We start from the raw sequence: 22,333 nt of genomic DNA, 5'->3' as shown, positions 1-22,333 counted from the left end.
ACCGTCACGTCATGTCGGGCAGGCAAATGTTTCCATTCGCCAAAACCCTGTTAATTTATACAGAACAATTGATGATTATATCAGCGTCGTGAGGGATGCCAACCGTGAAATTTCCACGTGCGGCAGAAGACGGCTGTCCGGGGTGATCATCAGATCGGCGTTTTCCGGCTTGATCCAGCAGGCCTGCATGCCGCAGCGGATCGCCCCGGCGACGTCCGTAGTCAGGTCGTCGCCCACGTGCAGGATCTCACCGAGCGGCAAATCGAGTTTTTCCGCCGCCAGATGATACATATCGTTGAACGGCTTCGAGCGACCGTGCGGACCCGCGCGCAATACGAACTGAAAATAGTTCCCCAGACCAAACAGTTCAGGCTGGGCGTTGCCGTTGGTGATGGCCACCAGCGGCCACTTTTCGGCGAGCTTTGCCAGCGTGTCGTGGGTCTTCTGCGGCACGTCGATCCGGCTGCGCCATTTGGCAAAGTTTTCCATAGCCGCTTCGGCTCCGGTGGCCGCATCCTGCGCGCTCAGGCCAGCATTGCGCATCGCCTGCTCAACCGCACGGCGGCGCCATTCGGTCACGTCATGATAAATGTCCGGTTCGGTTTCCCGCAGGGACTGACGCAGCTTCTGGAAGTCTTTGTTCTGCATCGTTTTCAGCGCAGGATGGTAGTTCTGCACAAACGCCAGCGACTCCTGCTCGGTACGCAGGATCACGGGACGGTTGTCGTAAAGGGTGTCATCAAGGTCAAAGGTCAGGGCTGAGATCTGACCAAGTGGGCGGTAAAAACGCATTATTTCCCCCGTTTGGCGCGTGGATGCGCCGCGTCGTACACCGAGGCAAGGTGTTGGAAGTCTAAGTGGGTATAAATTTGAGTGGTCGACAGATTGGCGTGGCCAAGCAGCTCCTGCACGCCGCGCAGGTCGCCGCTTGATTCCAGCATGTGCGTCGCAAAGGAGTGGCGCAGCTTGTGCGGGTGAACGTGGCTGTTCAGCCCCTGTTTAATGCCCCATTCGGCAAAGCGTTTCTGCACGTTACGCGCCGAGATCCGCTTGCCGAGCTTCGACAAAAACAGCGCCTCCTCGTCGGTGCCAAACAGCCCGCGCAGGTCCAGCCAGTGCTCAATCCAGGAGACCGCGTTGCGGCCAATCGGCAGGCGGCGCTCTTTGCTGCCTTTGCCCATCACCCACACTTCACCTGTTTCCAGGTCGAGATGTTTTACGTCGAGATTGACCAGCTCAGACAGACGCAGCCCGGCACCGTACATCACTTCCAGCATCGCGCGGTCGCGCACGGCCAGCGGATCGTTAAGATCGATATCCAGCAGGCGGTTTACGTCGTCGACGTCGATATTTTTCGGCAGATGGCGCGGGGCCTTTGGCGTGGCGATACCTTTTGCCGGGTTGGCTTTCAGGTTGCCCTGGCTGACCAGCCAGTCGAAGAAACTGCGCAGCGCAGAAAGCCGGAGCGCCAGGCTCGCCGGGCTGAGATTTTTTTTACGGCTACGCACAACAAACCCGCGTACCGTAGCAGCGTCACATTGTTGCCAGCTTTTCAGGCCGATTTCATCGGCAATTTGCATGATGGCATCAAGCTGACGCTGATAGTTGAGTAGCGTAATGGGGCTGAGCTGGCGCTCAACGCCCAGATAGCGCAGAAAACGGGTGACGTCAGTGGCGAGCAGTCCGTCCGTCATACGCGTTCAATCCAGCGCTCCAGCAGCTCAGGCAGCATCAGGGCGATCTCCTGCAACAGTTGCGTGCCCTGCCCCTGTTCGTAATGATGCGCGTCGCGGCTGGTAAATAACATCACGCCCAGGTCACCATCGCGCCCCATCAGCGACATTGCCACTGAGCCAATCGCTTTGGCTTCCGGCAGCACCACCAGCAGTTCTGGCCCGTTAAGCGGCCCCAGATAGTGGTGCTCATGGCCCAGACGCTGAATGCGCAGCGGCTCAAACGCCTGACGGCTCAGCGCCAGATGGGTAAAACCGGACGGCGCGCCAATGCGCCAGCGGTCAGGGAACAGACGGATCGTTGCCCCCGCCAGCCCCAGCTCGCGCGCCCAGCGGTGGAAGCGGTTGAGGAACTCGTCGAGACTGTGTGCGGAAGCCAGACGCGCCTGGAGGTGCAGAAGGCGGTAGAACAGGCTTTCGTTATTGCTGGCCTGCTCCATCAGCAGCGTCATGTTCTCTTCGAGCTGATGGATGTGGTTGCGCGAGCGCGCCATGTGCCATTCCACCAGCGACACGGTCTCGCGAACCGGATGCGGCACACGCATCCGTTCGACGACGCGTGCATTGCGGATAAAAAACTCAGGATTGTGCAGCAGGTAATCCACAACAGCGCTGTCGTCCAGCTCCGTTACGACTTCCCGCAGTTCTTCCCCTGGTTGCTTCATAGATGGATAAACCCGTCATAAACATGTGTCGCCGGGCCAGTCATATACAGTGGATGACCCGCTCCTTTCCAGGCGATATCAAGACGCCCGCCCGGTAATTCCACGCGAACCTCTTCTGCCAGTAACCCCTGCGAGATACCGACGGCCACCGCCGCACAGGCGCCGCTTCCGCAGGCCTGGGTTTCGCCCGCGCCGCGCTCGTACACCCGCAGGCGAATGTGTTCACGCTTCACCACCTGCATAAAGCCGATGTTCGCCCGCTCCGGGAATCGCTCGTGGCTTTCCAGCACCGGGCCGAGCGTTTCGACCGCCGCGGTTTGCACATCATCCACCTGAATCACACAGTGCGGATTTCCCATTGAGACGACGCCGCACAATACTGTCTGCTCGGCGGCACGCATAATATAGGTCTTTTCCGCTTTGTTTGCGCGAAACGGCACGGCAGAAGGCTCGAAGTTCGGTTCGCCCATGTTCACGCGTACCAGTTCGTCGTCAGTGACGCTGAGCACCATCCGGCCATTGGCGGTGCTGACGCGGATATCGCGCTTGTTGGTCAGCCCTTTCAGCCGAACAAAGCGGGCAAAACAGCGTGCGCCGTTGCCGCACTGGGAAACTTCGCTGCCGTCGGCGTTAAAAATGCGATAGTGAAAGTCCAGGTCAGGATCGTAAGGCGGCTCCACCACCAGCAGCTGGTCAAACCCCACGCCCACATGTCGATCCGCCAGACGACGGATCAGTTCCGGGGAGAAAAAGACATTCTGCGTTACCGCGTCGACGACCATAAAGTCGTTGCCAAGGCCATGCATTTTAGAGAACTGCATCATTTGCTCCATTGCGCGGGTACAGAACGTAATTGTCAGAGATTGACCTGAGTCGGGCCGCCGTTATTGCCGCGATCGTTGGTATCCGGCGTAGATGACTCGATACCACTTTGCACCGGTTTTGTCGGCGGTGGTGCGTTTTTATCCTCTGGCGGGAAGTAAAGTGGTCCCTTCAGTCCACAGCCGGTCAGGCTAAACAGAGTGACAAGAACGGCAAGCGTTCGAAAGACGTTTTTCATGTAGAGGTTGCCCGTAAGTTCAAATCTGTTTCTATCATCGCAGGAGAAGACACAAAAGCAAGAGTTTGCCGCTTTCCTGCAACGGGAATTATTTAGCGTTATACTGCCGCCATCACGAAAAACAGGAATAAAACCATGAACGACAGTGAATTTCATCGCCTTGCCGATACCCTGTGGATGACCATCGAAGAGCGTATCGACGACTGGGACGGCGACAGCGATATCGATTGTGAAATCAACGGCGGGATCCTGACCTTAAGCTTCGAAAACGGCAGCAAGATTATTATTAACCGTCAGGAGCCGCTTCACCAGGTGTGGCTGGCGGCGAAACGGGGCGGTTATCACTTTGATCTGAAAGGTGATGAGTGGGTCTGCGATCGCAGCGGCGAAACGTTCTGGGATCTGCTGGAGCAGGCGGCGACGGCGCAGGCGGGCGAGGCAGTGAGTTTCAGGTAGTTTCGTTGCCCGGTGGCGGCTACGCCTTACCGGGCCTACAACGGCTCTAACCGTAGGCCCGGTAAGCGTTAGCGCCACCCGGCGAAAAGCCTCAGGAGAAATACTGCTGCAACAGCGGCGCGGTATCCTGGTTAGCAGGCGCCACAGGGGTAATCGCCTGCGTACGGAACGGGATCACCTGCGCTCGCCCATCTACGTTCACAATCTGGTAGAACTGCGGCAGGTTGAAGTTGATAAAGCTTGAGCCGTAGGTAAAGCGATCGTGCGAGGACGAATAGAAGCGGCTGACGTCGCGCACCAGCTCCTCTTTGCTGCCTTCACAGTGGTGATACACTTCGGCGCGGTTAGTTTCATCCAGAATGTAGATGTTAAACCCGGCGTTATCGCCCGACTCTTCGAAGAAGAACTGAATAATCCCTTCACTCGCAAAGCCATCCACCACCTGCGGCAGTTTGACGTGGTTGGTTTCCACCTGAACGGACAGGCCATGCAGCTTGTTGTGTGAAATCGCGCCGTAGAATTCAATGGCGTTTTCCAGTTTTTGTACTGACACATTCAGGCGCTCAAAGAACAGGCCCCAGGTCTGCCCGGAGACGCGCAGCGCTTTAAAGCGCCCGGTTTCCTGACGGGTGCTGGAGAGACGCAGTTCGATGCACTCAGACACCAGCTGCTGCACGCGGGTACGAATCAGGCCGCGCAGGTGCTGGCTATAGCAGAACACCTCCACGCTGTCCGGCGGCGCGGCGTCCTGGTGCATCTTGCCGAGGATCGTTTTCAGCGCCTCGATCATCGCCTGCTCGCCGTTAAAGTGCAGGGTACGCACTTCGTTCCACGAGTTGCGGTACAGCAGATCCACGCTGCCCACCAGGCAGTTTTGCTGCTCGCCGAAGCTAAAGACGTCCAGCTTGCGGAAGTCAAAATGGACCACCTGATTGCGGAAAGCCGCCGTCGGGTCGTATTCCAGGTTGACGATGATCGCCAGATGGCGAATCTCACACGGGCTGTAGAGCGCTTTTGGCGTCGGCGCAGGCAGACGCAGCGGGAAGTGGTGCGAGACATCCGCCACCATCTCCTGCAACTTGGCTAAATCGACCACCTCGTTGCCTTTGATAAACAACCGGGTGCGTGAGGTAAGAAGGCCGTTAAACCAGGCCCAGGCCACCAGCTTGTTCAGATAGCGGTTATATTCCAGCGGCTGATGGCTGATGATCGAATCCATGCTTGGCGCACGGTTGTACAGATACCACCCGGTGCGATTTGCGCGGCCCGGCGGCACGTAGATAAAGGTCAGATTCGGTTCAGACAGGTCAGGTGAAATCTGCGGGTTCACCAGGGTCACTTTGCCCGGCAGCGCTTCAAAGGCAGCGTACAGTTTACGGGTCAGCACCCCGATATCCTGTGGGCTGGCCGAAACGCTGAGATTGTTACGACGCGCAAAGCGGATCAGGTTACGGTAGCTCTGCATCATCGCATCGAGCAGCTCGTTGTGCGCCTCACGCACCTGATCGATCTTCCAGTTGGCGCGGTTGTCGAGCATGGCGAGACGCTCTTCGTCCCATCCCCACTCTTTGACTAACTGGCTGACCACTTCACGACGCCAGCCCACGCAGGCGCGTTCGCGGCTCAGTTTTTCACAGACTTTGAGATAGAAACATCGACGCACCAGGTCAAGACGCGTGGCGTCCTCAATGGCTGTCAGGTATTCGGTAACGCGTTCCAGCATCATGCAGTAGGCATCAAGCCCGTAGGAGACGATCTCCCCGTCGTGCAGGCGCTGTTTAATATCTTTTGCCAGCAGGCGCGGCGTGGGGTATTCCCAGGAGTAGGCTTCCAGCAGCAGGGTTTTCAGCACCGCTTTGTACGGGGAATCAATGCTCTTGTACAGCTGCCAGAGGCTTGCGCCAAAGTACTCTTCGGCGGACAGGGAGCTTAAGCCGCCCAGGTCCAGCCACTCGTTTGGCGTCAGAACGCCCTGCGAGTAAAGCGACATGACGTAATCGTCATAATTCTCTTCTTCATCGCACGGCACCATATTCCACAGAATACGCTTCCCGGCCAGGCGAACGGCAGTACGGTAAAATTCATCCAGCAACAGAATGTGCTGAGTCGAGCCGCAGTCTTCACCACCCAGACTGCCGCTTTCGTTATGGCGGAAACGGTTTTCATCAATCAGGAAGAAACTCACTTCCACACCAAGCGATGCCGCCCAGCTCTCCAGCAGGCTGCATTTACGCTGCAACAGCTGGCGCTCTTCATTGTCGAGCCAGGACTGATGGCAGACCCAGATATCCAGGTCAGAAGAACAGCTCTGCCCTACCGATGAGGTGCTCCCCATCGAGTAAACCCCGGTAATCGGCAGCTCACCTTTCGGCGAGACCTGCGGCGGCATACCCCGGTAGAGTTCAAGTTCAGTCAGATAATGCTGTTGGGTTTCATCAGGCGTGAAGAGGCAAATGCCCTGGGGAACGTTACCATCGAGGTAACCCGGCATTAGCGGATGGTGATAGTGCAACAATGTCGGCAGTAGACTGTATACCTGCTGGAAAGCAGGGCCCATGGCAGCAAGCGCGCGATCGACACGCAATTGATTGATGGCATCCAGTCTCTGTTTCAGAGTCTCAATATAGAGGTACAAGACGTATCGCCTGATGTTTCCGGGTGTCGCATGCCAGTCAGAACACAAAAAGCAGCGGACCCGCAGTATTTCAAAAAGATAACCGTTACCCTTTTTCGCCTTTTGCTTTTCTGGTGGTACAGACGAAAAAATGGTCTAAAACGTGATCAATTTAACACCTTGCCGGTTGACCGTAAAGAAAGATGCGCTACATACAAGTGTAGCACCGTTCTGTACATGTAAATTCCTGAATACGGCGATGGCTGACGAGTACGCCGCCCTGTCCCTCTCACGCTTCATCAACCGTAAAACTGCCATCCGAGTGTCAACAATGTTAGGATGGTTAGCGATTGATAATGACGGTAACAAGCATGTTAGACAATGTTTTGAGAATTGCCACACGCCAAAGTCCTCTTGCGCTCTGGCAGGCACATTATGTTAAGCAGCGCCTGGAAGCCTGCCACACCGGATTACGCGTTGAGCTGGTGCCAATGGTCACGCGTGGCGATGTCATTCTTGATACGCCGCTGGCAAAAGTGGGCGGAAAGGGTCTGTTTGTCAAAGAGCTGGAACTGGCATTGCTTGAGAACCGCGCCGATATCGCCGTGCATTCGATGAAGGATGTGCCCGTTGAGTTCCCGGAAGGGCTGGGGCTGGTGACCATCTGCGAGCGCGAGGATCCGCGCGATGCGTTTGTCTCTAATCGCTATGACTCGCTCGATGCGTTGCCAGCAGGCAGCGTGGTTGGCACGTCCAGTTTACGCCGCCAGTGTCAGCTGGCTGAACGTCGCCCGGATCTGGTGATTCGTTCGCTGCGCGGGAACGTCGGTACACGCCTTGGCAAGCTGGATAACGGCGATTACGATGCCATTATTCTTGCGGTTGCGGGCCTGAAACGCCTGGGGCTGGAAGAGCGCATCCGCGTGGCGTTGCCGCCGGAGCTGTCGCTACCCGCCGTCGGTCAGGGTGCCGTTGGCATTGAGTGTCGTCTGGATGATGCGCGCACTCAGGCACTGCTCGCGCCGCTGAATCATGACGATACCGCCGTTCGCGTAAAAGCCGAGCGTGCGATGAATACTCGCCTCGAAGGAGGCTGTCAGGTGCCAATTGGCAGCTATGCTGAATTAACTGGCGATGAGCTGTGGCTGCGTGCGCTGGTTGGCGCGCCGGACGGCTCGCAGATGGTGCGCGGTGAACGTCGCGGCAAGCCGCAAGATGCCGAGGCGCTTGGCGTCTCGCTGGCGGAAGAGCTGCTGAATAACGGCGCACGTGAAATTCTGGCCGAGGTCTATAACGGAGAGCCCCCTGCATGAGCATACTTGTCACCCGCCCTTCTCCCGCAGGAGAGCAGTTAGTGAGCCGTCTGCGCGCACTGGGGCAGGTGGCCTGGAGTTTTCCACTGATTGAATTCTCCCCCGGTCGCGAGCTGCCTACGCTCGCTGACCAGATGCGTCTCTTGCAGGAAGGCGATCTGCTCTTTGCGCTGTCGCAGCATGCCGTGGAGTTTGCCCATGCGCAGCTGCAACAACACGGCGTTAGCTGGCCTCACGCCCCCCGCTATTTCGCCATCGGGCGCACCACGGCGCTGGCTTTACATACCGCGAGCGGAATCGATGTTCGTTACCCGTTAGATCGGGAAATCAGCGAAGTCTTGCTACAATTACCTGAATTACAAACCATTGCCGGAAAGCGTGCGCTCATTTTGCGCGGCAACGGTGGCCGTGAACTGCTGGGCGAAACGCTGCGGGAACGCGGCGCTGACGTGACGTTTGTGGAGTGTTATCAGCGCTGTGCGAAACACTACGATGGCGCGGAAGAGGCCATGCGCTGGCACGCGCGCGGCATTAATACGCTGGTGGTCACCAGCGGTGAAATGTTACAACAACTTTGGTCGCTGATACCGCTCTGGTATCGCGAAAACTGGTTACTCCGCTGTCGGCTTCTGGTCGTCAGCGAGCGTCTGGCGAACCACGCCCGGGAACTGGGCTGGCAGGATATTCGGATCGCTGATAACGCCGACAACGATGCGCTGCTGCGCGCATTACAATAACTCTCAAATGGGAAGCCATAATGACGGAACACGAAAAATCCTCCGCCGTGGTTGAAGAGACCAGGGAGACTGTGGACACCACGTCACAGCCAGAGACGACAGACACAACCGTTGAGAAGAAAAACGGCAGCAACAAAACCAGCCTCACGCTGAGCGTGATTGCCATCGCGATTGCGCTGGCCGCAGGCGTGGGTCTCTACGGACTGGTGAAGAAACAAGGCACCAACCAGACGGCCACCAGCGACGCGCTGGTTAACCAAATCACTGCCCTACAGAAAGCGCAGGAGACGCAAAAAGCGGAGCTGGAAGGCGTGATTAAACAGCAGGCCGCCGCCCTCACCGACGCGAACAGCAAACGTGAAGAGTTGACCAAACAGCTGAGCGAAGTGCAGGAGAAAGTCGCCACGATTTCGGGGACCGATGCCAAAACCTGGCTGCTCTCACAGGCCGATTTTCTGGTGAAACTGGCCGGGCGCAAGCTCTGGAGCGACCAGGATGTCACCACCGCCGCCGCGCTGCTGAAAAGCGCCGACGCAAGCCTGGCGGACATGAACGATCCGAGCCTGATCAATGCTCGTCGCGCTATTACGGAAGATATCGCCAGCCTGTCTGCGGTTTCTCAGGTCGATTACGACGGTATCATCCTTAAGGTGAATCAGCTCTCCAACCAGATTGATAACCTTCAGCTGGCCGATAACAACGACGATGACTCCCCGATGGATTCCGACGGCACCGAGTTGTCCAGCTCCCTGAGCGAATGGCGTATCAACCTGCAAAAGAGCTGGCAGAACTTTATGGACAGCTTTATTACCATCCGCCGCCGCGATGAAACTGCCGTGCCGCTGCTGGCGCCGAACCAGGACGTCTATCTGCGCGAAAACATTCGCTCCCGCCTGCTGGTGGCTGCCCAGGCCGTACCGCGTCACCAGGAAGAGACCTACAAACAGGCGCTGGATAACGTTTCAACCTGGGTACGTGCTTACTACGATACCAATGACGCAACCACGACCGCGTTCCTTGAAGATATCGACAAGCTGAGCCAGCAAAACATCACCATGAACGTGCCGGACAAGCTGGAAAGCCAGCCGATTCTGGAGAAAATCATGCAGACGCGCGTGCGTAACCTGCTGGCCCAGCCGGGCGTTCCGGCAGAGCGTCCGGCTGAAGCACCTGCCGCCGCGCCAGCGCCTGAAAGCGCGCCGCAAGGAGAGTAATGATGCTAAAAGTCTTCTTACTCTTCATCCTGCTGATCGCCGGGATTGTGCTGGGGCCGATGCTTGCGGGTCACCAGGGTTACGTATTGATCCAGACCGATAACTACAACATCGAAACCAGCGTGACAGGGCTGGTGATTATCCTGATCCTGGGTGTGGTCGTCCTGCTGGCCGTGGAGTGGCTCCTGCGTCGTATTTTCCGCACCGGCGTACATACGCGGGGCTGGTTCGTTGGCCGTAAGCGCCGTCGCGCCCGCAAGCAGACCGAGCAGGCGCTGCTGAAGCTGGCGGAAGGCGATTATCAGCAGGTTGAAAAGCTGATGTCGAAAAATGCCGACCATGCAGAACAGCCGGTTGTTAACTACCTGCTGGCCGCTGAGGCGGCGCAACAGCGAGGCGATGAGGCCCGCGCCAATCAGCATCTTGAACGCGCGTCTGAGCTTTCAACGAAAGATCCGATTCCGGTTGAGATCACCCGCGTTCGTCTGCAACTGGCGCGGAATGAAAACCATGCGGCACGTCACGGCGTTGACCGTCTGCTGGAAATTACCCCTCGTCATCCTGAAGTGCTGCGCCTTGCTGAACAGGCATACATCCGCACCGGAGCGTGGGGATCGCTGCTGGACATTATCCCTTCCATGGCGAAAGCCGACGTGGGCGATGATGAACACCGTGATGAACTTCAGCGTCTGGCGTGGATTGGCCTGATGGATCAGGCGCGCGCCGATCTCGGCAGCGACGGCCTGAAAACCTGGTGGAAAAACCAGAGCCGCAAAACGCGCCAGCAGGTTCCCCTTCAGGTGGCGATGGCAGAACATCTCATTGAGTGTGACGACCATGACACCGCGCAGGAGATCCTCCTCGACGGTCTCAAGCGACAGTATGATGACCGCCTGGTGATGGTCATCCCGCGTCTGAAAACCAACAATCCGGAACAAATTGAAAAAGCACTGCGCCAGCAGATCAAAACCGTGGGCGATCGTCCGCTGCTGTGGAGTACGCTGGGCCAGTCGCTGATGAAACACGGCGAGTGGCAGGAGGCGAGCCTCGCCTTCCGCGCCGCGCTGAAGCAACGCCCGGACGCATTTGATTACGCCTGGCTTGCTGATTCGCTGGACAAGCAGCACAAGCCGGAAGAGGCCGCAGCCATGCGCCGGGATGGGCTGTTATTGACGTTGCAAAATAACGGAACGCAGCAGTAATTAACAGGAGGCCAGATGGCCTCCTTTTTTACGCCCATAAAAAAACGCCTGCTATAAAAGCAGGCGTTAAAACAGGTCTGTAAGACAACATATTTGGTGCTTCACTCAACGTTGTGTCCATGGTGTCTGATGAGGCCGAAGCGACATCTGTCAGTGGACGATAAGCACCGTAAACGGCTCTGCGTCATTCCTGAGTTTATGAGGCCTAAGGCGAACATAAGAGATGGAATGAGCATCTACACGCATATTATTGCACGTAATGTGCCAGGTTTACACGCAGAACTTTTACATCGCGCAACATTTTAAGATAAAAGGAAATTATGCTGTTAAGAGCCGTCTTACGCCATACAACATCGCGCTGAAGGCGGTGATCTGTCGTCACCAGGAGACAGGTTAAGCGATAAAATAATAAATCATTTAATATTAATGACTTATATGTCGCTGAATCGCGACAAGGATGTAGAGTGTTGTCGGGGAAGGGCTACAGAATGAAAAAGCGCAGAAAACAAAAAACCCCGCCGAAGCGGGGTTCAAAATTGGTCGGCGAGAGAGGATTCGAACCTCCGACCCACTGGTCCCAAACCAGTTGCGCTACCAAGCTGCGCTACTCGCCGATGTACTGCTTTTTTGAATTTTTAGTTCAATTCATTAAAAGTCGTGGTGCGAGGGGGGGGACTTGAACCCCCACGTCCGTAAGAACACTAACACCTGAAGCTAGCGCGTCTACCAATTCCGCCACCTTCGCAATTCACAACTCTTTCAATAATGGGGTGGCTAATGGGATTCGAACCCACGACAACTGGAATCACAATCCAGGGCTCTACCAACTGAGCTATAGCCACCACTGTATTCTTTCACGCGGTTCTGACTACTTCTCAGACCACCGCAGCTCTAGCGCCGGGACTAAAATGGCGCGCCCGACAGGATTCGAACCTGAGACCTCTGCCTCCGGAGGGCAGCGCTCTATCCAGCTGAGCTACGGGCGCTTAGCGCCGTTGCGGGGCTGGATATTACGTACCTCCGCCCCCGCTGTCTAGTGCTTTTTTGAAAAAAATGCGCGTTTGGTTATGGTTTGCACATTTTGCCGCTTATTCCTCCACTTTATGGGCGGAGCCACGGCGACCCAGGCCAAAAAGTTTATAGGCAGCTGTCACGGCAGCCAGGAAGATCATCCCGACAAACAGCGACATGCGGGTATCTTCATTAAAGTACATTCCAATTAATACGCAAATCAGGAACGCCATCGTCAAATAGTTCGCATACGGGAACAGAATGGAGCGGAACGGATGGCTGGCGATCGCTTTTTTGTGCGCCTGCCGGAAACGCAGCTGGCTAATCAAAATCACAAACCACGGTACCATCCCCGGCAGCACGCTGGCGCTATAGACATAAACAAACACGCGCTGCGGATTCGGGATGATGTAGTTCAGGCAAGAGCCGATCAGCAGAATGGCAATTGACACCGCCACGCCCGCCACCGGCACACCCACGCGGGAGACTTTTCCCATCACTGCCGGTAACTGTCTGTTTTGCGCGAGCGCGTAAAGCATACGTCCGCAGCTGTACATCCCGCTGTTACAGCCGGAGAGCGCCGCCGTCAGCACCACAAAATTGATAATGGCGGCCGCCGCCGTGATGCCAATCTTCGCGAAGGTTAAGACAAACGGGCTGCCGGTGGTGCCGATCTCGTTCCATGGGAAAATGGTCACGATAACGAAGATAGCACCCACATAGAAAATCAGGATACGCCACAGCACCTTGCCTACCGCGCTACGCAGCGTGACCTGCGGGTTTTTCGCCTCACCTGCGGTAATGCCGATCAGCTCAACGCCCTGATAGGAGGCGACAACAATACAGAGCGCCGTCAGGAAGCCTTTCCAGCCGCCAGCAAAGAAGCCGCCGTGCCCGGTCAGGTTGCCAAAACCAATCGCGTGCCCGCCGTTACCGAAACCAAAGAAGATGACACCCAGACCCACAACAATCATTACGATAATGGTGGTGACTTTGATCATCGCAAACCAGAACTCGATTTCACCGTAAAGTCGAACAGCGGCAAGGTTCGCCAGCGCCACCAGCCCTACGGCGATAAGCGCGGGTATCCACTGGGCCATCTCCGGGAACCAGAACTGCACGTAGACCCCGATGGCGGTAATCTCCGAAATTCCGACGGCCATCCACATAAACCAGTACGACCAGGCCGTGAGATAGCCAAAGAACGGGCTCATATAACGGTGGGCGTAGACGGCGAAAGAGCCTGTTACCGGCTCCAGAAACAGCATTTCGCCCATGGAGCGCATGATGAAGAAGACGAACAGTCCGGCGATAATATACGCCAGCAGGACGGAAGGCCCCGCCCATTTCAGCGTGCTTGCCGAGCCCATAAACAGGCCAACGCCGATAGTCCCGCCCAGCGCGATCAATTCAATATGTCGAGCTTCCAGCCCACGCTGAAGCTCCGGTTTTTTCTCTGCCATAATTCCTCGGTTGTGTTTGCTGTTTCCCGACTTATTGCCGGGTATTATTTTTGAGGGGTACTGAAATACGGAGCGAATGGTTTCTTAAATTCTGGCAAATGGCAAACAATGCATTAAAAAAATGAATGCATTGAACATAAAGTCAGCAGTTTTGCAGGGGGCGTTGCAGCGCGAACAGCAGATCGCGCTGCGTATTGATTACAATTTCCCGGTGTAGTGCCAGGCGAGGTAGCGCAGCAGACGAATCTGTCGTTTGATTCGTGTCGGTTGAGAGAGCAGGCGGTACAGCCACTCCAGCCCCAGGTTTTGCCAGACCCTGGGCGCACGCTTAACGTGGCCGGTAAAGACGTCGTAAGTGCCGCCAACGCCCATGTAGAGCGCATCCGGGCTGACCAGGCGGCAGTCCCGCATCAGAATCTCCTGGCGCGGCGACCCCATGGCGACAGTGACAATTTTCGCGCCGCTGTCGCGTACGCGTTCATATAACCCCTGGCGATCTTCCGGCCTGAAATAGCCATCCTGACTGCCCACGATGTTAACATTCCACTGGCTACGCAGCTTTTGTTCGGTCTGCGCCAGCACCTCTGGCTTACCGCCGATCAGAAATACCGGTGTGCCTTCAGCGCCTGCGCGTTCCATAAGCCGCTCCCAAAGGTCAGCCCCCGCTACGCGAGACACATTAGCGTCAGGAAACTTTTTACGAATTGAACGCACGACGCTAATACCGTCTGCGTATTTAAACTCCGCGGCCTCAATCAGGCTTTTCACTTCCGCATTATCTTCAACCGCCAGCATCTTTTCTGCGTTGATGGCCACCAGCGTGCCCGATTTCATCTGCCCGTCCGCGAACAGGAAATCCAGCGCGTGTTGCATGTCACGCCAGCCAATAAGCTGTAGCCCACGCAGCGCATAACGCGGGGCTGAAGTTGTATCCGTCATGATAATCCCTACTCAGACTTGCGACAGCGATGTGCTGCCCTGTGGCTCACGTCTGTGCACAAGCCCTGCACTGTCAAACAACCAGTACAGCAGTTTTGCCAGCAGCAGACAGAGACCGAAAACGACCATAAAGAACACCACGCGTGAGACAAACGAATCCAGCCCCTCGCGTGCCAGAACGATCATATTGAAAATGGCACCAAAACAGAAACTGTGCAAAACAGCGGCTTTGTAGCGGTTAGTCTCTTCGTTGCCCAGCGTGTACAGCCAGTCGAACCATTTTATGATCAGCCCGACCGCGATAGCGCCAGGCAGGATAAACCACGTTCCGCCCATCACCACCAGCGAGCCAATCAGCGTTGGGGAAATCGCCAGACCCGAATGGTTGTTCAGCACTTCCCAGGTGAAGTAGTTCGCCGTGTTCAGGACGATGCCGGGACGATCAGGCCACAACCACGTCGGTATAAAGACATAGAAATCGCGAACAATCGGCGCCAGCCCCTGGAACTCGATCTTGTCGTAGTTTTGCAGCAGTAATGCCAGATTTTCCCACGGCGAGAAGGTATCGCGCGTCAGATACAGGAAGGTGTAAAACGCTTCGTCACCGGCCACGTTCAGCCCGTAGCGCTTCAGCGCCAGCCAGAACATCCCCACGATGCCAAAGACCCCTGCCGCCGCCAACATCCACAGTGAGATCCAGCCACGAATGATGCCGATAAACAGGAAAATCGCGAAGGCGATAATGATATTGGCGCGAGTCCCGCCGACGATCATGTAGGTCAGAATGCCAAATGCGACGGTGCTGACCAGGAAGAACAACCAGGCTTTGCTGTCCTGACGCAGGAAAAAGACCACCAGCATCGCCGGAATGAAGAAATAGAAGAAACGTTTGAGCGCGACGCCGGAAACTTCGGCGGAGAAAATCTGGCTATAGGACTGCAACTTAAAGAGTAAAAAGCCGTTATGCATGAAGAAAATCGCCACGCTGACGAGGGCGATGGTCATCAGCATCACCCACGTCAGATGGGTTTCTACCCGGTTCATGGTAAACAGCGGACGACGGGGTGCAGTGTCTTTCGCCGCGCGCAGGCGCGTTTTATAGGTGACGTAGTACACCGCGTAGAAGCAGGTCGCAGAGAGTATCGCCTGCAACAAGATGTCCGGCGGAGCGACGCCAACATCAAAGCGGAACACGAGGATGCTGGTCAGCGGGAAGCCAAAGAAAAAGGTCAGCAAAAACAGCAGCGAGAAGAACACGTTGAAGTTAAAACGTACGCGCCGGAACTCAAACCAGGTGAGCGTGGCGATAAACAGCGTGCTCAGCAGCCAGACCACCAGCAAGCCGCTAAATTGCAACTGGCTCATGCGTTGTCTCCTGAAGCGATACGCAGCGCGCGGTGCCACGGCGTGAGGTAGTTCGGGCTGAAAAAGTCGATGCTATTTTTATCCACCAGCGTGAGCTGACGCTGCGCTTCCCGTACCACCTCGACATTAAGCGTGTCAGAGGTAAACAGCACCGGAATATGCTGTTCGGCCATGTCCTGCCAGAACGGGTTTTCGCGGTTGAGCACGCACGGTACGCCCGCCTGGATCAGCAGACACAGCGTACCAATCCCCTGTTGACGGGCGAAGATGAAATAGCCCAAATCGCATTTTCGCAGTAGCGCGAGATAGTCATCAAATTCCAGCTTATCGCTAAGAATGTGCAGGTTTTCCGCGCTGAACAGCGCAAGCCCCTGCTGGCGAACCTCGTCGATGTAGGCGTCGTTATTGGCGGGATAGCCCATCGGCACCACCACGTTCACCGTGTCGCCAAACTGCTGATGCACCGCCCGCAGCGCCGCGACATGCTCGTTACTGCGATCGCCGGAATTTCCCACCAGGATGGTCAGTTTGCCCTCACGAACCGCGTCATTCGCCAGGGTGTTCAGCGCCGGATCCATACGGGTTGGGAAATAGAGCAGCTCTCCGCGAACCTTCGGGTGCTGTTTAGCAAAATAGTTGAGATCGCCACGGGTAGCAAAAACGCAGCCCACGCGCGCCTGCGCCAGACGACGCAGCGGATAGAAAAGGCGAAATTTCCAGCCACGGGAGACTTCATAGAGATCGGCTCCCCAGATATGCCAGCTGAACTGGGAAGGTTTTATCCCGCCGCTTAACAGCGCCAGCCACAGGCCGGTATTGAACTGTCCGTGGAAGAAGAAACGCTGGCTTCGGTCCGCTTTGGCTTTCGCGACAACGGCTTTGGTCAGGGCCGCTTTGTCTGGCCAGAAAGTGATGTGCAATGCCGGACACGCCGCGCTCAGGCCGTTATCGCGTCCAACGACCATGAACTCGCGCGCATCGGGCGTACCGGATGCCAGCTCATCGTTGAAAAACCGCAGTACGGTCTGGTTATGATGCGGGATATCCGATCCCAGTATGTGTATCAGTGCAGTCATGCGCGTTTACGCCAAAGTATAAATACGCCGCAACAGGCAGCGAAATAAACGATATAAGTTGCCATATAGGCCTGAGCCGCCCCCAGCGCACCGTGGGTGGGGATCAGCCAGTGAGAAAATGCCGTCAGCAGCGCAAACTGGCTAATCTCTGCCAGGATATACAACCGCAGCGACGCTTTCGCAATCACCAGATAGCCGAAAACGTATGCCCCCACTTTCAGCACATCGCCGACCAGTTGCCAGGCAAACAGATCGCGCATGGCGGTAAACTTCGCCGAAAACAGCAGCCAGATAGCGACATCGCGCAGTAACCAGACGGTAAAGCTGGCAACCGCAACCGCCGGTAACACAAAACGCAGGGAGCGAAAAATCTCGCGGGTAATATCCTGCCTGGAAGTCAGGCGCGATAAGGTTGGCAGCAAATAGACGCTAAAGGAAGCCGTAATAAATTGGAGGTAGGCATCTGAAATGCTGCTCACGCCCTGCCAAATCCCCACTTCATCCCAGCTGTAATGCGCTGCCAGCAGGTTTCGCATCATCACGTAAGCAACCGGAATGGTGATGGACGTAATGAGCGCCATCAGCGTAAATTTCGCGAGCTGGCCCGCCAGCATCTTGTCCCACTGCGGTTTAAGATAACTCAGCGGAACATCGCCCCTGCGGATCATCATAAACGCCGCCGGAATGACAACGAGTGCAGGTACCAGCGCCAGCCCCAGCAGCGCGCCTTCATAGCCGCCGAGACGATAGCAAACGTAATAGGCGATAACGCCGATAATGCTGCCGAGGATCAGCGCCAGCGCATTCCCCGCGGCATCACGGAAGCCTTTCATTAACGCCAGCAGCAGGTTCGCCCAGGCGATACCCATCTGAACGAGCGCCACCAGGCGCACCAGCCCCTGATAGTGCGTGTGTCCGAACAGCCCCTGGCTAACAGGTGCCGCCGCCAGCAAAAAGACGACGGCCAGCAACGTAGAGAAGCCCAGCACCATAGCAGAAGACGTACCCACCACCGTGCGGAGCTTTTCGGCATCGTCATGATGCTGCGCGACGTATTTGGTGACGCCATTGAATATCCCGGCCCCCGCCAGCACGCCAAGCACCGTGACCAGCTGGCGGAAATTCCCTGCCAGCCCAACGCCTGACGGACCAAATGAGACGGCCAGCAGCTTGACGACCAGTAACCCGGCGCCAATTTTTACAAGCGTGGACGCTGCCGTCCACACCGACGCTTTTGCCAGAGACATATCAGGCGAAATAACTCAGAAGCGAATTGATCACCGTACGCTGGTTCACCGGCGCGAGGTTGTAGAACAGGGGCAGGCGAAGCAGACGTTCGCTCTCTTTGGTGGTGTAGCGGTCTTCACCGGCAAACATCCCGAAGGCTTCGCCAGCCGGGCTGGAGTGCAGTGGAATGTAGTGGAATACCGCCATAATTTCCGCCTCTTTCAGCCAGGCAATCAGCTTGCTGCGATCGTCGTTATCGCGCAGTTTGATGTAGAACATATGGGCATTGTGGACACAATCTGCCGGAAGGGTCGGCAGTTCAATACGTCCAGCTTTTGCCAGCGGCTCCAGCGCGTCGTAGTAGGTTTGCCACAGGGAGAGGCGTTGCAGATTGATGCGCTCTGCCGCTTCCAGCTGCGCCCAGAGATACGCGGCCTGCAAATCCGCCATCAGGTAGCTTGAACCGATATCGCGCCAGGTGTACTTATCTACCTGACCGCGGAAGAACTGGCTGCGGTTGGTCCCTTTTTCACGGATCACTTCCGCACGCTCCACCAGGGCACGATCGTTAATCAGCGTCGCGCCGCCTTCGCCGCCAGCGGTGTAGTTTTTGGTTTCGTGGAAGCTAAAGCAGCCGATGTGGCCGATGGTGCCCAGCGCGCGTCCTTTGTAGGTGGACATCACGCCCTGCGCGGCGTCTTCCACCACAAACAGGTTGTGCTTTTTAGCGATGGCCATGATGGTGTCCATTTCACAGGCCACGCCCGCGTAATGCACCGGCACAATCGCCCGCGTTTTGTCGGTGATCGCCGCTTCAATCAACGTTTCGTCGATGTTCATGGTATCCGGACGGATATCCACAAACACGATTTTCGCCCCGCGCAGGACAAACGCATTCGCCGTAGAGACGAAGGTGTAGCTCGGCATGATCACTTCATCGCCGGGCTGGATATCCAGCAGCAGCGCCGCCATCTCCAGCGATGCGGTACAGGACGGCGTCAGCAGCACCTTGGCACTGTTAAAACGTTGCTCCATCCACTGCTGGCAGCGGCGGGTAAAACCACCGTCGCCACAGAGTTTGCCGCTGCCCATAGCAGACTGCATGTAATCAAGTTCGGTGCCCACGACGGGAGGCGCGTTAAATGGAATCATCTTGTCACCTGTATAACCAGTAGGCGGTGGCGTCGATGCTGGCACCACTCGCAATATAACGTTTAAGCGCAGCGGTGTTACCCATCTGGGTCGCTACCCGCAGCGTCGATACCTTTTGTTGCTCCGCCCAGTGCAGCGCCGCCTGCATGAGTTTCTCGCCCATGCCGCGCCCGGCTAATAAGCCAATGCGCGCCTCGTGCTCGTTGAGCCTGCGAAGCGAAACAAAACCCTGAATCTGTCCCCCGGCAGCACGGAACACCAGGCAGACGTGGTCAAACGTGCCTTTAACCGCATTCTCAATCCACTGAGCATAAAAACGGCCGCTGTCATCGGGTGCATACCAGGGCGTCCGGAAACGGCTCTGCGCGAAGGCCAGCGCCGCCATCTTGCGCAGCGCGGGGATATCCTGCTCTGATGCACTTTCCGCGCCCGGGGAGGCGTGCCGGGTTACGGTGATGGAAAGATCAACTTCCCCTTCAACCAGCCGGAAGCCGTGCTGTTGTAGCGCGTCCAGCAGATCCGAGCGGTCCGTCGGGATCTTAGCCTGTATGCGCGGCCAGGCGCTGAAGTCTGCTTCCTGCAACGCAGGCGCATTGTCGCGCAGACGCACTATCGCTGAGGGGCGCGCAAAGAATGCGCTTTCCCACTCAAGGGACTCCAGTACGCCGTTGAGGTTACTCAACGCCACACGCCTTTAGTATCAACAACATACTGCTGACGCACGGCATCACCGGAGACCGCTTTAAACGCATTGTGATCCACCAGCAGCACCAGCACATCCGCCGTCGCCAGCGCGTCATCCAGTGCGGTAAGGGTGCAGTGACCGGCAAGTTTTGTCGGCAACGCATGAATATTCGGCTCAACCACCAGCGTTTCACCGCTGTGCCAGGTAGCGATCATTTCGGCAATTTCCATCGCCGGGCTTTCGCGCAGATCGTCAATATTCGGTTTGAAGGCCAGACCAAAGCAGGCGATTTTCAGCTCACTGGCGCGTTTGCCGCTGGCGGCCAGGCAATCCGCAACCGTCGCTTTGACCTGATTGATAACCCAATGCGGTTTGTGGTCGTTCACTTCACGCGCGGTGCGGATCAGGCGTGCCTGTTCCGGATTTTGCGCCACGATAAACCACGGATCGACCGCGATACAGTGCCCACCCACGCCTGGCCCCGGCTGAAGGATGTTCACGCGCGGGTGACGGTTAGCAAGGCGAATCAGTTCCCAGACGTTAATCCCCTGATCGGCGCAAATCAGTGACAGTTCATTCGCAAACGCGATGTTAACGTCACGGAAGCTGTTTTCCGTCAGTTTACACATCTCGGCGGTGCGGGAGTTGGTCACCACGCATTCGCCTTCCAGGAAGATCTTATACAACTCGCTGGCGCGCGCGGAGCAGACTGGGGTCATGCCGCCAATCACGCGGTCATTTTTAATCAGTTCTACCATCACCTGGCCTGGCAGCACGCGCTCAGGGCAGTAGGCGATATTGATATCAGCCTGCTCGCCTGCCTGCTGCGGGAAGCTGAGATCGGGACGGGCCTCGGCCAGCCACTGCGCCATCTGCTCGGTTGCCCCAACAGGTGAAGTGGACTCGAGGATAACCAGCGCCCCTTTCTTCAGCACAGGCGCTATGGATTTTGCCGCCGCCTCGACGTAAACCATGTCAGGCTCATGATCGCCTTTAAAAGGCGTTGGCACCGCAATCAGGTACGCATCGGCCTCTACCGGCGTGGTGCTGGCGCGCAGGAAACCCCCGTCCACCGCCTTTTTCACCACGCGATCGAGATCGGGCTCCACGATATGAATTTCGCCACGGTTGATGGTTTCCACCGCGTGCGCGTTGATATCTACGCCAACAACCTGCTTTTGACGAGAGGCAAAGGCCGCCGCAGTAGGCAGCCCGATATAGCCAAGACCCACGACAGAGATGGTAGTAAAACTCATAGCGTTACCCGATTGTGTTTAAGTACGTGCAAAATACGACCACAAGCCTGCCCGTCACCGTACGGGTTATGGGCACGGCTCATCGCCTGATACTCTTCATCGTCATGCAGTAAGCGCGTGACCTCTTCGACAATACGACGCGGATCCGTTCCCACCAGACGTACGGTACCGGCAGTGACCGCTTCCGGACGTTCGGTGGTTTCGCGCATCACCAGTACCGGCTTACCGAGGGAAGGCGCCTCTTCCTGAATGCCGCCAGAATCGGTCAGGATCAGCCAGGCGTGGTTCATCAGCCAGACAAATGGCAGATAGTCCTGCGGCTCAATCAGGAGCACATTTTCCACGTGGCCGAGGATACGATTGACCGGTTCGCTGACGTTCGGGTTGAGGTGCACCGGATAGACAATCTGCACATCCTCGTTCTGCGCGGCAATTTCAGCCAGCGCGTGGCAGATTTGCTCGAAGCCACGGCCAAAACTTTCGCGGCGGTGGCCCGTTACCAGAATCGTTTTCTTGCCGTTGTTCAGGAACGGATAGCGCGCAGCGAGTTCTGCCTGAAGTTCGCTGTTAGCCAGCACGCGGTCACGCACCCAAATCAGCGCATCGATGACTGTATTGCCGGTGACGAAAATCTTGCTGTCGCTGATATTTTCTCGCAGCAGGTTCTGACGTGAGTTCTCGGTTGGCGCAAAATGGTACATCGCCAGGTGACCGGTGAGCGTACGGTTGGCCTCTTCCGGCCAGGGAGAATAGAGATTGCCGGTACGCAAACCCGCTTCAATATGACCAACCGGGATACGCTGATAGAACGCGGCCAGGCTGGTCGCCACTGTGGTGGTGGTGTCGCCGTGTACCAGCACCACATCCGGCTTGAACGACTCCAGAATAGGCTTTAATTCTTGCAGAATACGGCAGGTGATTTCCGTCAGTCCCTGCCCCGGTTTCATTATATTGAGATCGTAATCCGGGACGATAGAAAAGAGGGTTAAGACCTGATCGAGCATCTCGCGGTGCTGGGCAGTTACGCACACTTTCGCTTCAATATCAGGATCTCTGGCCAGCGCATGAACCAGAGGTGCCATCTTGATGGCCTCCGGCCTGGTGCCAAATACGGTTAGTACTTTCACATCGATTCTCTTCGATTAGACGATGAAGGCCGCAGCCT

General features: G+C 56.6%; 20 protein-coding genes and 4 tRNA genes. 5 read left to right on the top strand and 19 right to left on the bottom strand.

The window, feature by feature from the left end:
* Window positions 1-75 precede the first annotated feature (75 nt).
* Genes yigB through lptM form a run of 5 tightly spaced genes read right to left on the bottom strand, consistent with a single transcriptional unit; the run spans window position 76 to window position 3,458 of the window.
* Entirely contained in the window at window positions 76-792 is a 717-nt protein-coding gene (gene yigB / locus ACOTX7_RS09710; protein WP_221256753.1) for a 5-amino-6-(5-phospho-D-ribitylamino)uracil phosphatase YigB, read from the bottom strand.
* Window positions 792-1,694, bottom strand: a complete 903-nt coding sequence (gene xerC, locus ACOTX7_RS09705) for a tyrosine recombinase XerC (RefSeq protein ID WP_006812370.1) — start codon at window positions 1,692-1,694, stop codon at window positions 792-794. The genes yigB and xerC overlap by 1 nt, the downstream gene beginning before the upstream one ends.
* Window positions 1,691-2,398 (bottom strand): DUF484 domain-containing protein, encoded by a 708-nt coding sequence (locus ACOTX7_RS09700; RefSeq protein WP_006812371.1) that lies wholly within the window; start codon window positions 2,396-2,398, stop codon window positions 1,691-1,693. The genes xerC and ACOTX7_RS09700 overlap by 4 nt, the downstream gene beginning before the upstream one ends.
* A complete protein-coding gene (gene dapF / locus ACOTX7_RS09695) occupies window positions 2,395-3,219 on the bottom strand; it encodes a diaminopimelate epimerase (protein ID WP_022646661.1) in 825 nt (274 codons plus the stop codon). The genes ACOTX7_RS09700 and dapF overlap by 4 nt, the downstream gene beginning before the upstream one ends.
* 35 nt (window positions 3,220-3,254) lie before the next feature.
* Window positions 3,255-3,458 (bottom strand): LPS translocon maturation chaperone LptM, encoded by a 204-nt coding sequence (lptM, locus tag ACOTX7_RS09690; protein ID WP_006812373.1) that lies wholly within the window; start codon window positions 3,456-3,458, stop codon window positions 3,255-3,257.
* Between the two features lie 135 nt (window positions 3,459-3,593).
* Here lptM and cyaY point away from each other — a divergent pair, with 135 nt between their 5' ends.
* Entirely contained in the window at window positions 3,594-3,914 is a 321-nt protein-coding gene (gene cyaY, locus ACOTX7_RS09685) for an iron donor protein CyaY (protein ID WP_221256752.1), read from the top strand.
* A gap of 91 nt (window positions 3,915-4,005) precedes the next feature.
* Here the strand turns inward: cyaY and cyaA are convergent, their stop codons facing one another.
* A complete protein-coding gene (cyaA, locus tag ACOTX7_RS09680; protein ID WP_006812375.1) occupies window positions 4,006-6,549 on the bottom strand; it encodes a class I adenylate cyclase in 2,544 nt (847 codons plus the stop codon).
* Window positions 6,550-6,899: 350 nt separating this feature from the next.
* Here cyaA and hemC point away from each other — a divergent pair, with 350 nt between their 5' ends.
* From hemC to hemY, 4 genes are read left to right on the top strand one after another with little or no spacing between them, the layout of a single operon-like run.
* Complete coding sequence (gene hemC, locus ACOTX7_RS09675; protein ID WP_032674164.1) at window positions 6,900-7,841, top strand: hydroxymethylbilane synthase; 942 nt, start codon at window positions 6,900-6,902, stop codon at window positions 7,839-7,841.
* Window positions 7,838-8,578, top strand: coding sequence for a uroporphyrinogen-III synthase (hemD, locus tag ACOTX7_RS09670; protein ID WP_205922201.1), 741 nt, complete (start codon window positions 7,838-7,840; stop codon window positions 8,576-8,578). The genes hemC and hemD overlap by 4 nt, the downstream gene beginning before the upstream one ends.
* A gap of 20 nt (window positions 8,579-8,598) precedes the next feature.
* Window positions 8,599-9,792 carry a uroporphyrinogen-III C-methyltransferase gene (gene hemX, locus ACOTX7_RS09665; protein WP_221256751.1) on the top strand — a complete coding sequence of 398 codons (1,194 nt, stop codon included), beginning with the start codon at window positions 8,599-8,601 and terminating at the stop codon, window positions 9,790-9,792.
* Between the two features lie 2 nt (window positions 9,793-9,794).
* A complete protein-coding gene (gene hemY, locus ACOTX7_RS09660) occupies window positions 9,795-10,994 on the top strand; it encodes a protoheme IX biogenesis protein HemY (RefSeq protein ID WP_026080629.1) in 1,200 nt (399 codons plus the stop codon).
* Between the two features lie 537 nt (window positions 10,995-11,531).
* Here hemY and ACOTX7_RS09655 read toward each other — a convergent pair.
* The 13 genes from ACOTX7_RS09655 to wecB all read right to left on the bottom strand — a co-directional run bounded on the left by ACOTX7_RS09655 (window position 11,532) and on the right by wecB (window position 22,295).
* Window positions 11,532-11,608 (bottom strand) — tRNA-Pro (locus tag ACOTX7_RS09655).
* A 44-nt stretch (window positions 11,609-11,652) separates the two neighbouring features.
* Window positions 11,653-11,739 (bottom strand) — tRNA-Leu (locus tag ACOTX7_RS09650).
* 21 nt (window positions 11,740-11,760) lie between these two features.
* Window positions 11,761-11,836 (bottom strand) — tRNA-His (locus ACOTX7_RS09645).
* Window positions 11,837-11,903: 67 nt separating this feature from the next.
* Window positions 11,904-11,980: transfer RNA gene (locus ACOTX7_RS09640), tRNA-Arg, on the bottom strand.
* A 102-nt stretch (window positions 11,981-12,082) separates the two neighbouring features.
* Window positions 12,083-13,468, bottom strand: coding sequence for a bifunctional threonine/serine APC transporter ThrP (thrP, locus tag ACOTX7_RS09635; RefSeq protein ID WP_006812382.1), 1,386 nt, complete (start codon window positions 13,466-13,468; stop codon window positions 12,083-12,085).
* A 198-nt stretch (window positions 13,469-13,666) separates the two neighbouring features.
* Window positions 13,667-14,407, bottom strand: a complete 741-nt coding sequence (wecG, locus tag ACOTX7_RS09630; RefSeq protein ID WP_221256750.1) for a lipopolysaccharide N-acetylmannosaminouronosyltransferase — start codon at window positions 14,405-14,407, stop codon at window positions 13,667-13,669.
* A 12-nt stretch (window positions 14,408-14,419) separates the two neighbouring features.
* Window positions 14,420-15,772 (bottom strand): ECA oligosaccharide polymerase, encoded by a 1,353-nt coding sequence (gene wzyE / locus ACOTX7_RS09625; protein WP_221256749.1) that lies wholly within the window; start codon window positions 15,770-15,772, stop codon window positions 14,420-14,422.
* Window positions 15,769-16,848, bottom strand: coding sequence for a TDP-N-acetylfucosamine:lipid II N-acetylfucosaminyltransferase (locus ACOTX7_RS09620; RefSeq protein WP_040117065.1), 1,080 nt, complete (start codon window positions 16,846-16,848; stop codon window positions 15,769-15,771). The genes wzyE and ACOTX7_RS09620 overlap by 4 nt, the downstream gene beginning before the upstream one ends.
* Window positions 16,845-18,095, bottom strand: a complete 1,251-nt coding sequence (gene wzxE, locus ACOTX7_RS09615; RefSeq protein WP_221256748.1) for a lipid III flippase WzxE — start codon at window positions 18,093-18,095, stop codon at window positions 16,845-16,847. The genes ACOTX7_RS09620 and wzxE overlap by 4 nt, the downstream gene beginning before the upstream one ends.
* Window position 18,096: 1 nt before the next feature.
* Window positions 18,097-19,227 carry a dTDP-4-amino-4,6-dideoxygalactose transaminase gene (gene rffA, locus ACOTX7_RS09610; protein WP_221256747.1) on the bottom strand — a complete coding sequence of 377 codons (1,131 nt, stop codon included), beginning with the start codon at window positions 19,225-19,227 and terminating at the stop codon, window positions 18,097-18,099.
* A 4-nt stretch (window positions 19,228-19,231) separates the two neighbouring features.
* Window positions 19,232-19,909: a dTDP-4-amino-4,6-dideoxy-D-galactose acyltransferase gene (gene rffC, locus ACOTX7_RS09605; RefSeq protein ID WP_421626073.1), complete on the bottom strand. Its 678-nt coding sequence runs from the start codon at window positions 19,907-19,909 to the stop codon at window positions 19,232-19,234.
* Window positions 19,906-21,168, bottom strand: coding sequence for a UDP-N-acetyl-D-mannosamine dehydrogenase (gene wecC / locus ACOTX7_RS09600; RefSeq protein WP_006812389.1), 1,263 nt, complete (start codon window positions 21,166-21,168; stop codon window positions 19,906-19,908). Before wecC ends, rffC begins: the two co-directional genes overlap by 4 nt.
* Window positions 21,165-22,295, bottom strand: a complete 1,131-nt coding sequence (gene wecB / locus ACOTX7_RS09595; RefSeq protein WP_421626072.1) for a non-hydrolyzing UDP-N-acetylglucosamine 2-epimerase — start codon at window positions 22,293-22,295, stop codon at window positions 21,165-21,167. Before wecB ends, wecC begins: the two co-directional genes overlap by 4 nt.
* Window positions 22,296-22,333 lie beyond the last annotated feature (38 nt).

Origin of the sequence: Enterobacter cloacae complex sp. IR5418, from assembly GCF_049238105.1 — a bacterium.
Taxonomy (GTDB): domain Bacteria; phylum Pseudomonadota; class Gammaproteobacteria; order Enterobacterales; family Enterobacteriaceae; genus Enterobacter; species Enterobacter hormaechei.
This window is presented reverse-complemented; position numbering and strand designations above follow the sequence as displayed.

Bases quoted from the DNA above. Each gene is read 5' to 3' on its own strand.
- yigB (WP_221256753.1), bottom strand. From the start codon at position 792: ATGCGTTTTTACCGCCCACTTGGTCAGATCTCAGCCCTGACCTTTGAC.
- xerC (WP_006812370.1), bottom strand. From the start codon at position 1,694: ATGACGGACGGACTGCTCGCCACTGACGTCACCCGTTTTCTGCGCTAT.
- ACOTX7_RS09700 (WP_006812371.1), bottom strand. From the start codon at position 2,398: ATGAAGCAACCAGGGGAAGAACTGCGGGAAGTCGTAACGGAGCTGGAC.
- dapF (WP_022646661.1), bottom strand. From the start codon at position 3,219: ATGCAGTTCTCTAAAATGCATGGCCTTGGCAACGACTTTATGGTCGTC.
- lptM (WP_006812373.1), bottom strand. From the start codon at position 3,458: ATGAAAAACGTCTTTCGAACGCTTGCCGTTCTTGTCACTCTGTTTAGC.
- cyaY (WP_221256752.1), top strand. From the start codon at position 3,594: ATGAACGACAGTGAATTTCATCGCCTTGCCGATACCCTGTGGATGACC.
- hemC (WP_032674164.1), top strand. From the start codon at position 6,900: ATGTTAGACAATGTTTTGAGAATTGCCACACGCCAAAGTCCTCTTGCG.
- hemD (WP_205922201.1), top strand. From the start codon at position 7,838: ATGAGCATACTTGTCACCCGCCCTTCTCCCGCAGGAGAGCAGTTAGTG.
- hemX (WP_221256751.1), top strand. From the start codon at position 8,599: ATGACGGAACACGAAAAATCCTCCGCCGTGGTTGAAGAGACCAGGGAG.
- hemY (WP_026080629.1), top strand. From the start codon at position 9,795: ATGCTAAAAGTCTTCTTACTCTTCATCCTGCTGATCGCCGGGATTGTG.
- thrP (WP_006812382.1), bottom strand. From the start codon at position 13,468: ATGGCAGAGAAAAAACCGGAGCTTCAGCGTGGGCTGGAAGCTCGACAT.
- wecG (WP_221256750.1), bottom strand. From the start codon at position 14,407: ATGACGGATACAACTTCAGCCCCGCGTTATGCGCTGCGTGGGCTACAG.
- wzyE (WP_221256749.1), bottom strand. From the start codon at position 15,772: ATGAGCCAGTTGCAATTTAGCGGCTTGCTGGTGGTCTGGCTGCTGAGC.
- ACOTX7_RS09620 (WP_040117065.1), bottom strand. From the start codon at position 16,848: ATGACTGCACTGATACACATACTGGGATCGGATATCCCGCATCATAAC.
- wzxE (WP_221256748.1), bottom strand. From the start codon at position 18,095: ATGTCTCTGGCAAAAGCGTCGGTGTGGACGGCAGCGTCCACGCTTGTA.
- rffA (WP_221256747.1), bottom strand. From the start codon at position 19,227: ATGATTCCATTTAACGCGCCTCCCGTCGTGGGCACCGAACTTGATTAC.
- wecC (WP_006812389.1), bottom strand. From the start codon at position 21,168: ATGAGTTTTACTACCATCTCTGTCGTGGGTCTTGGCTATATCGGGCTG.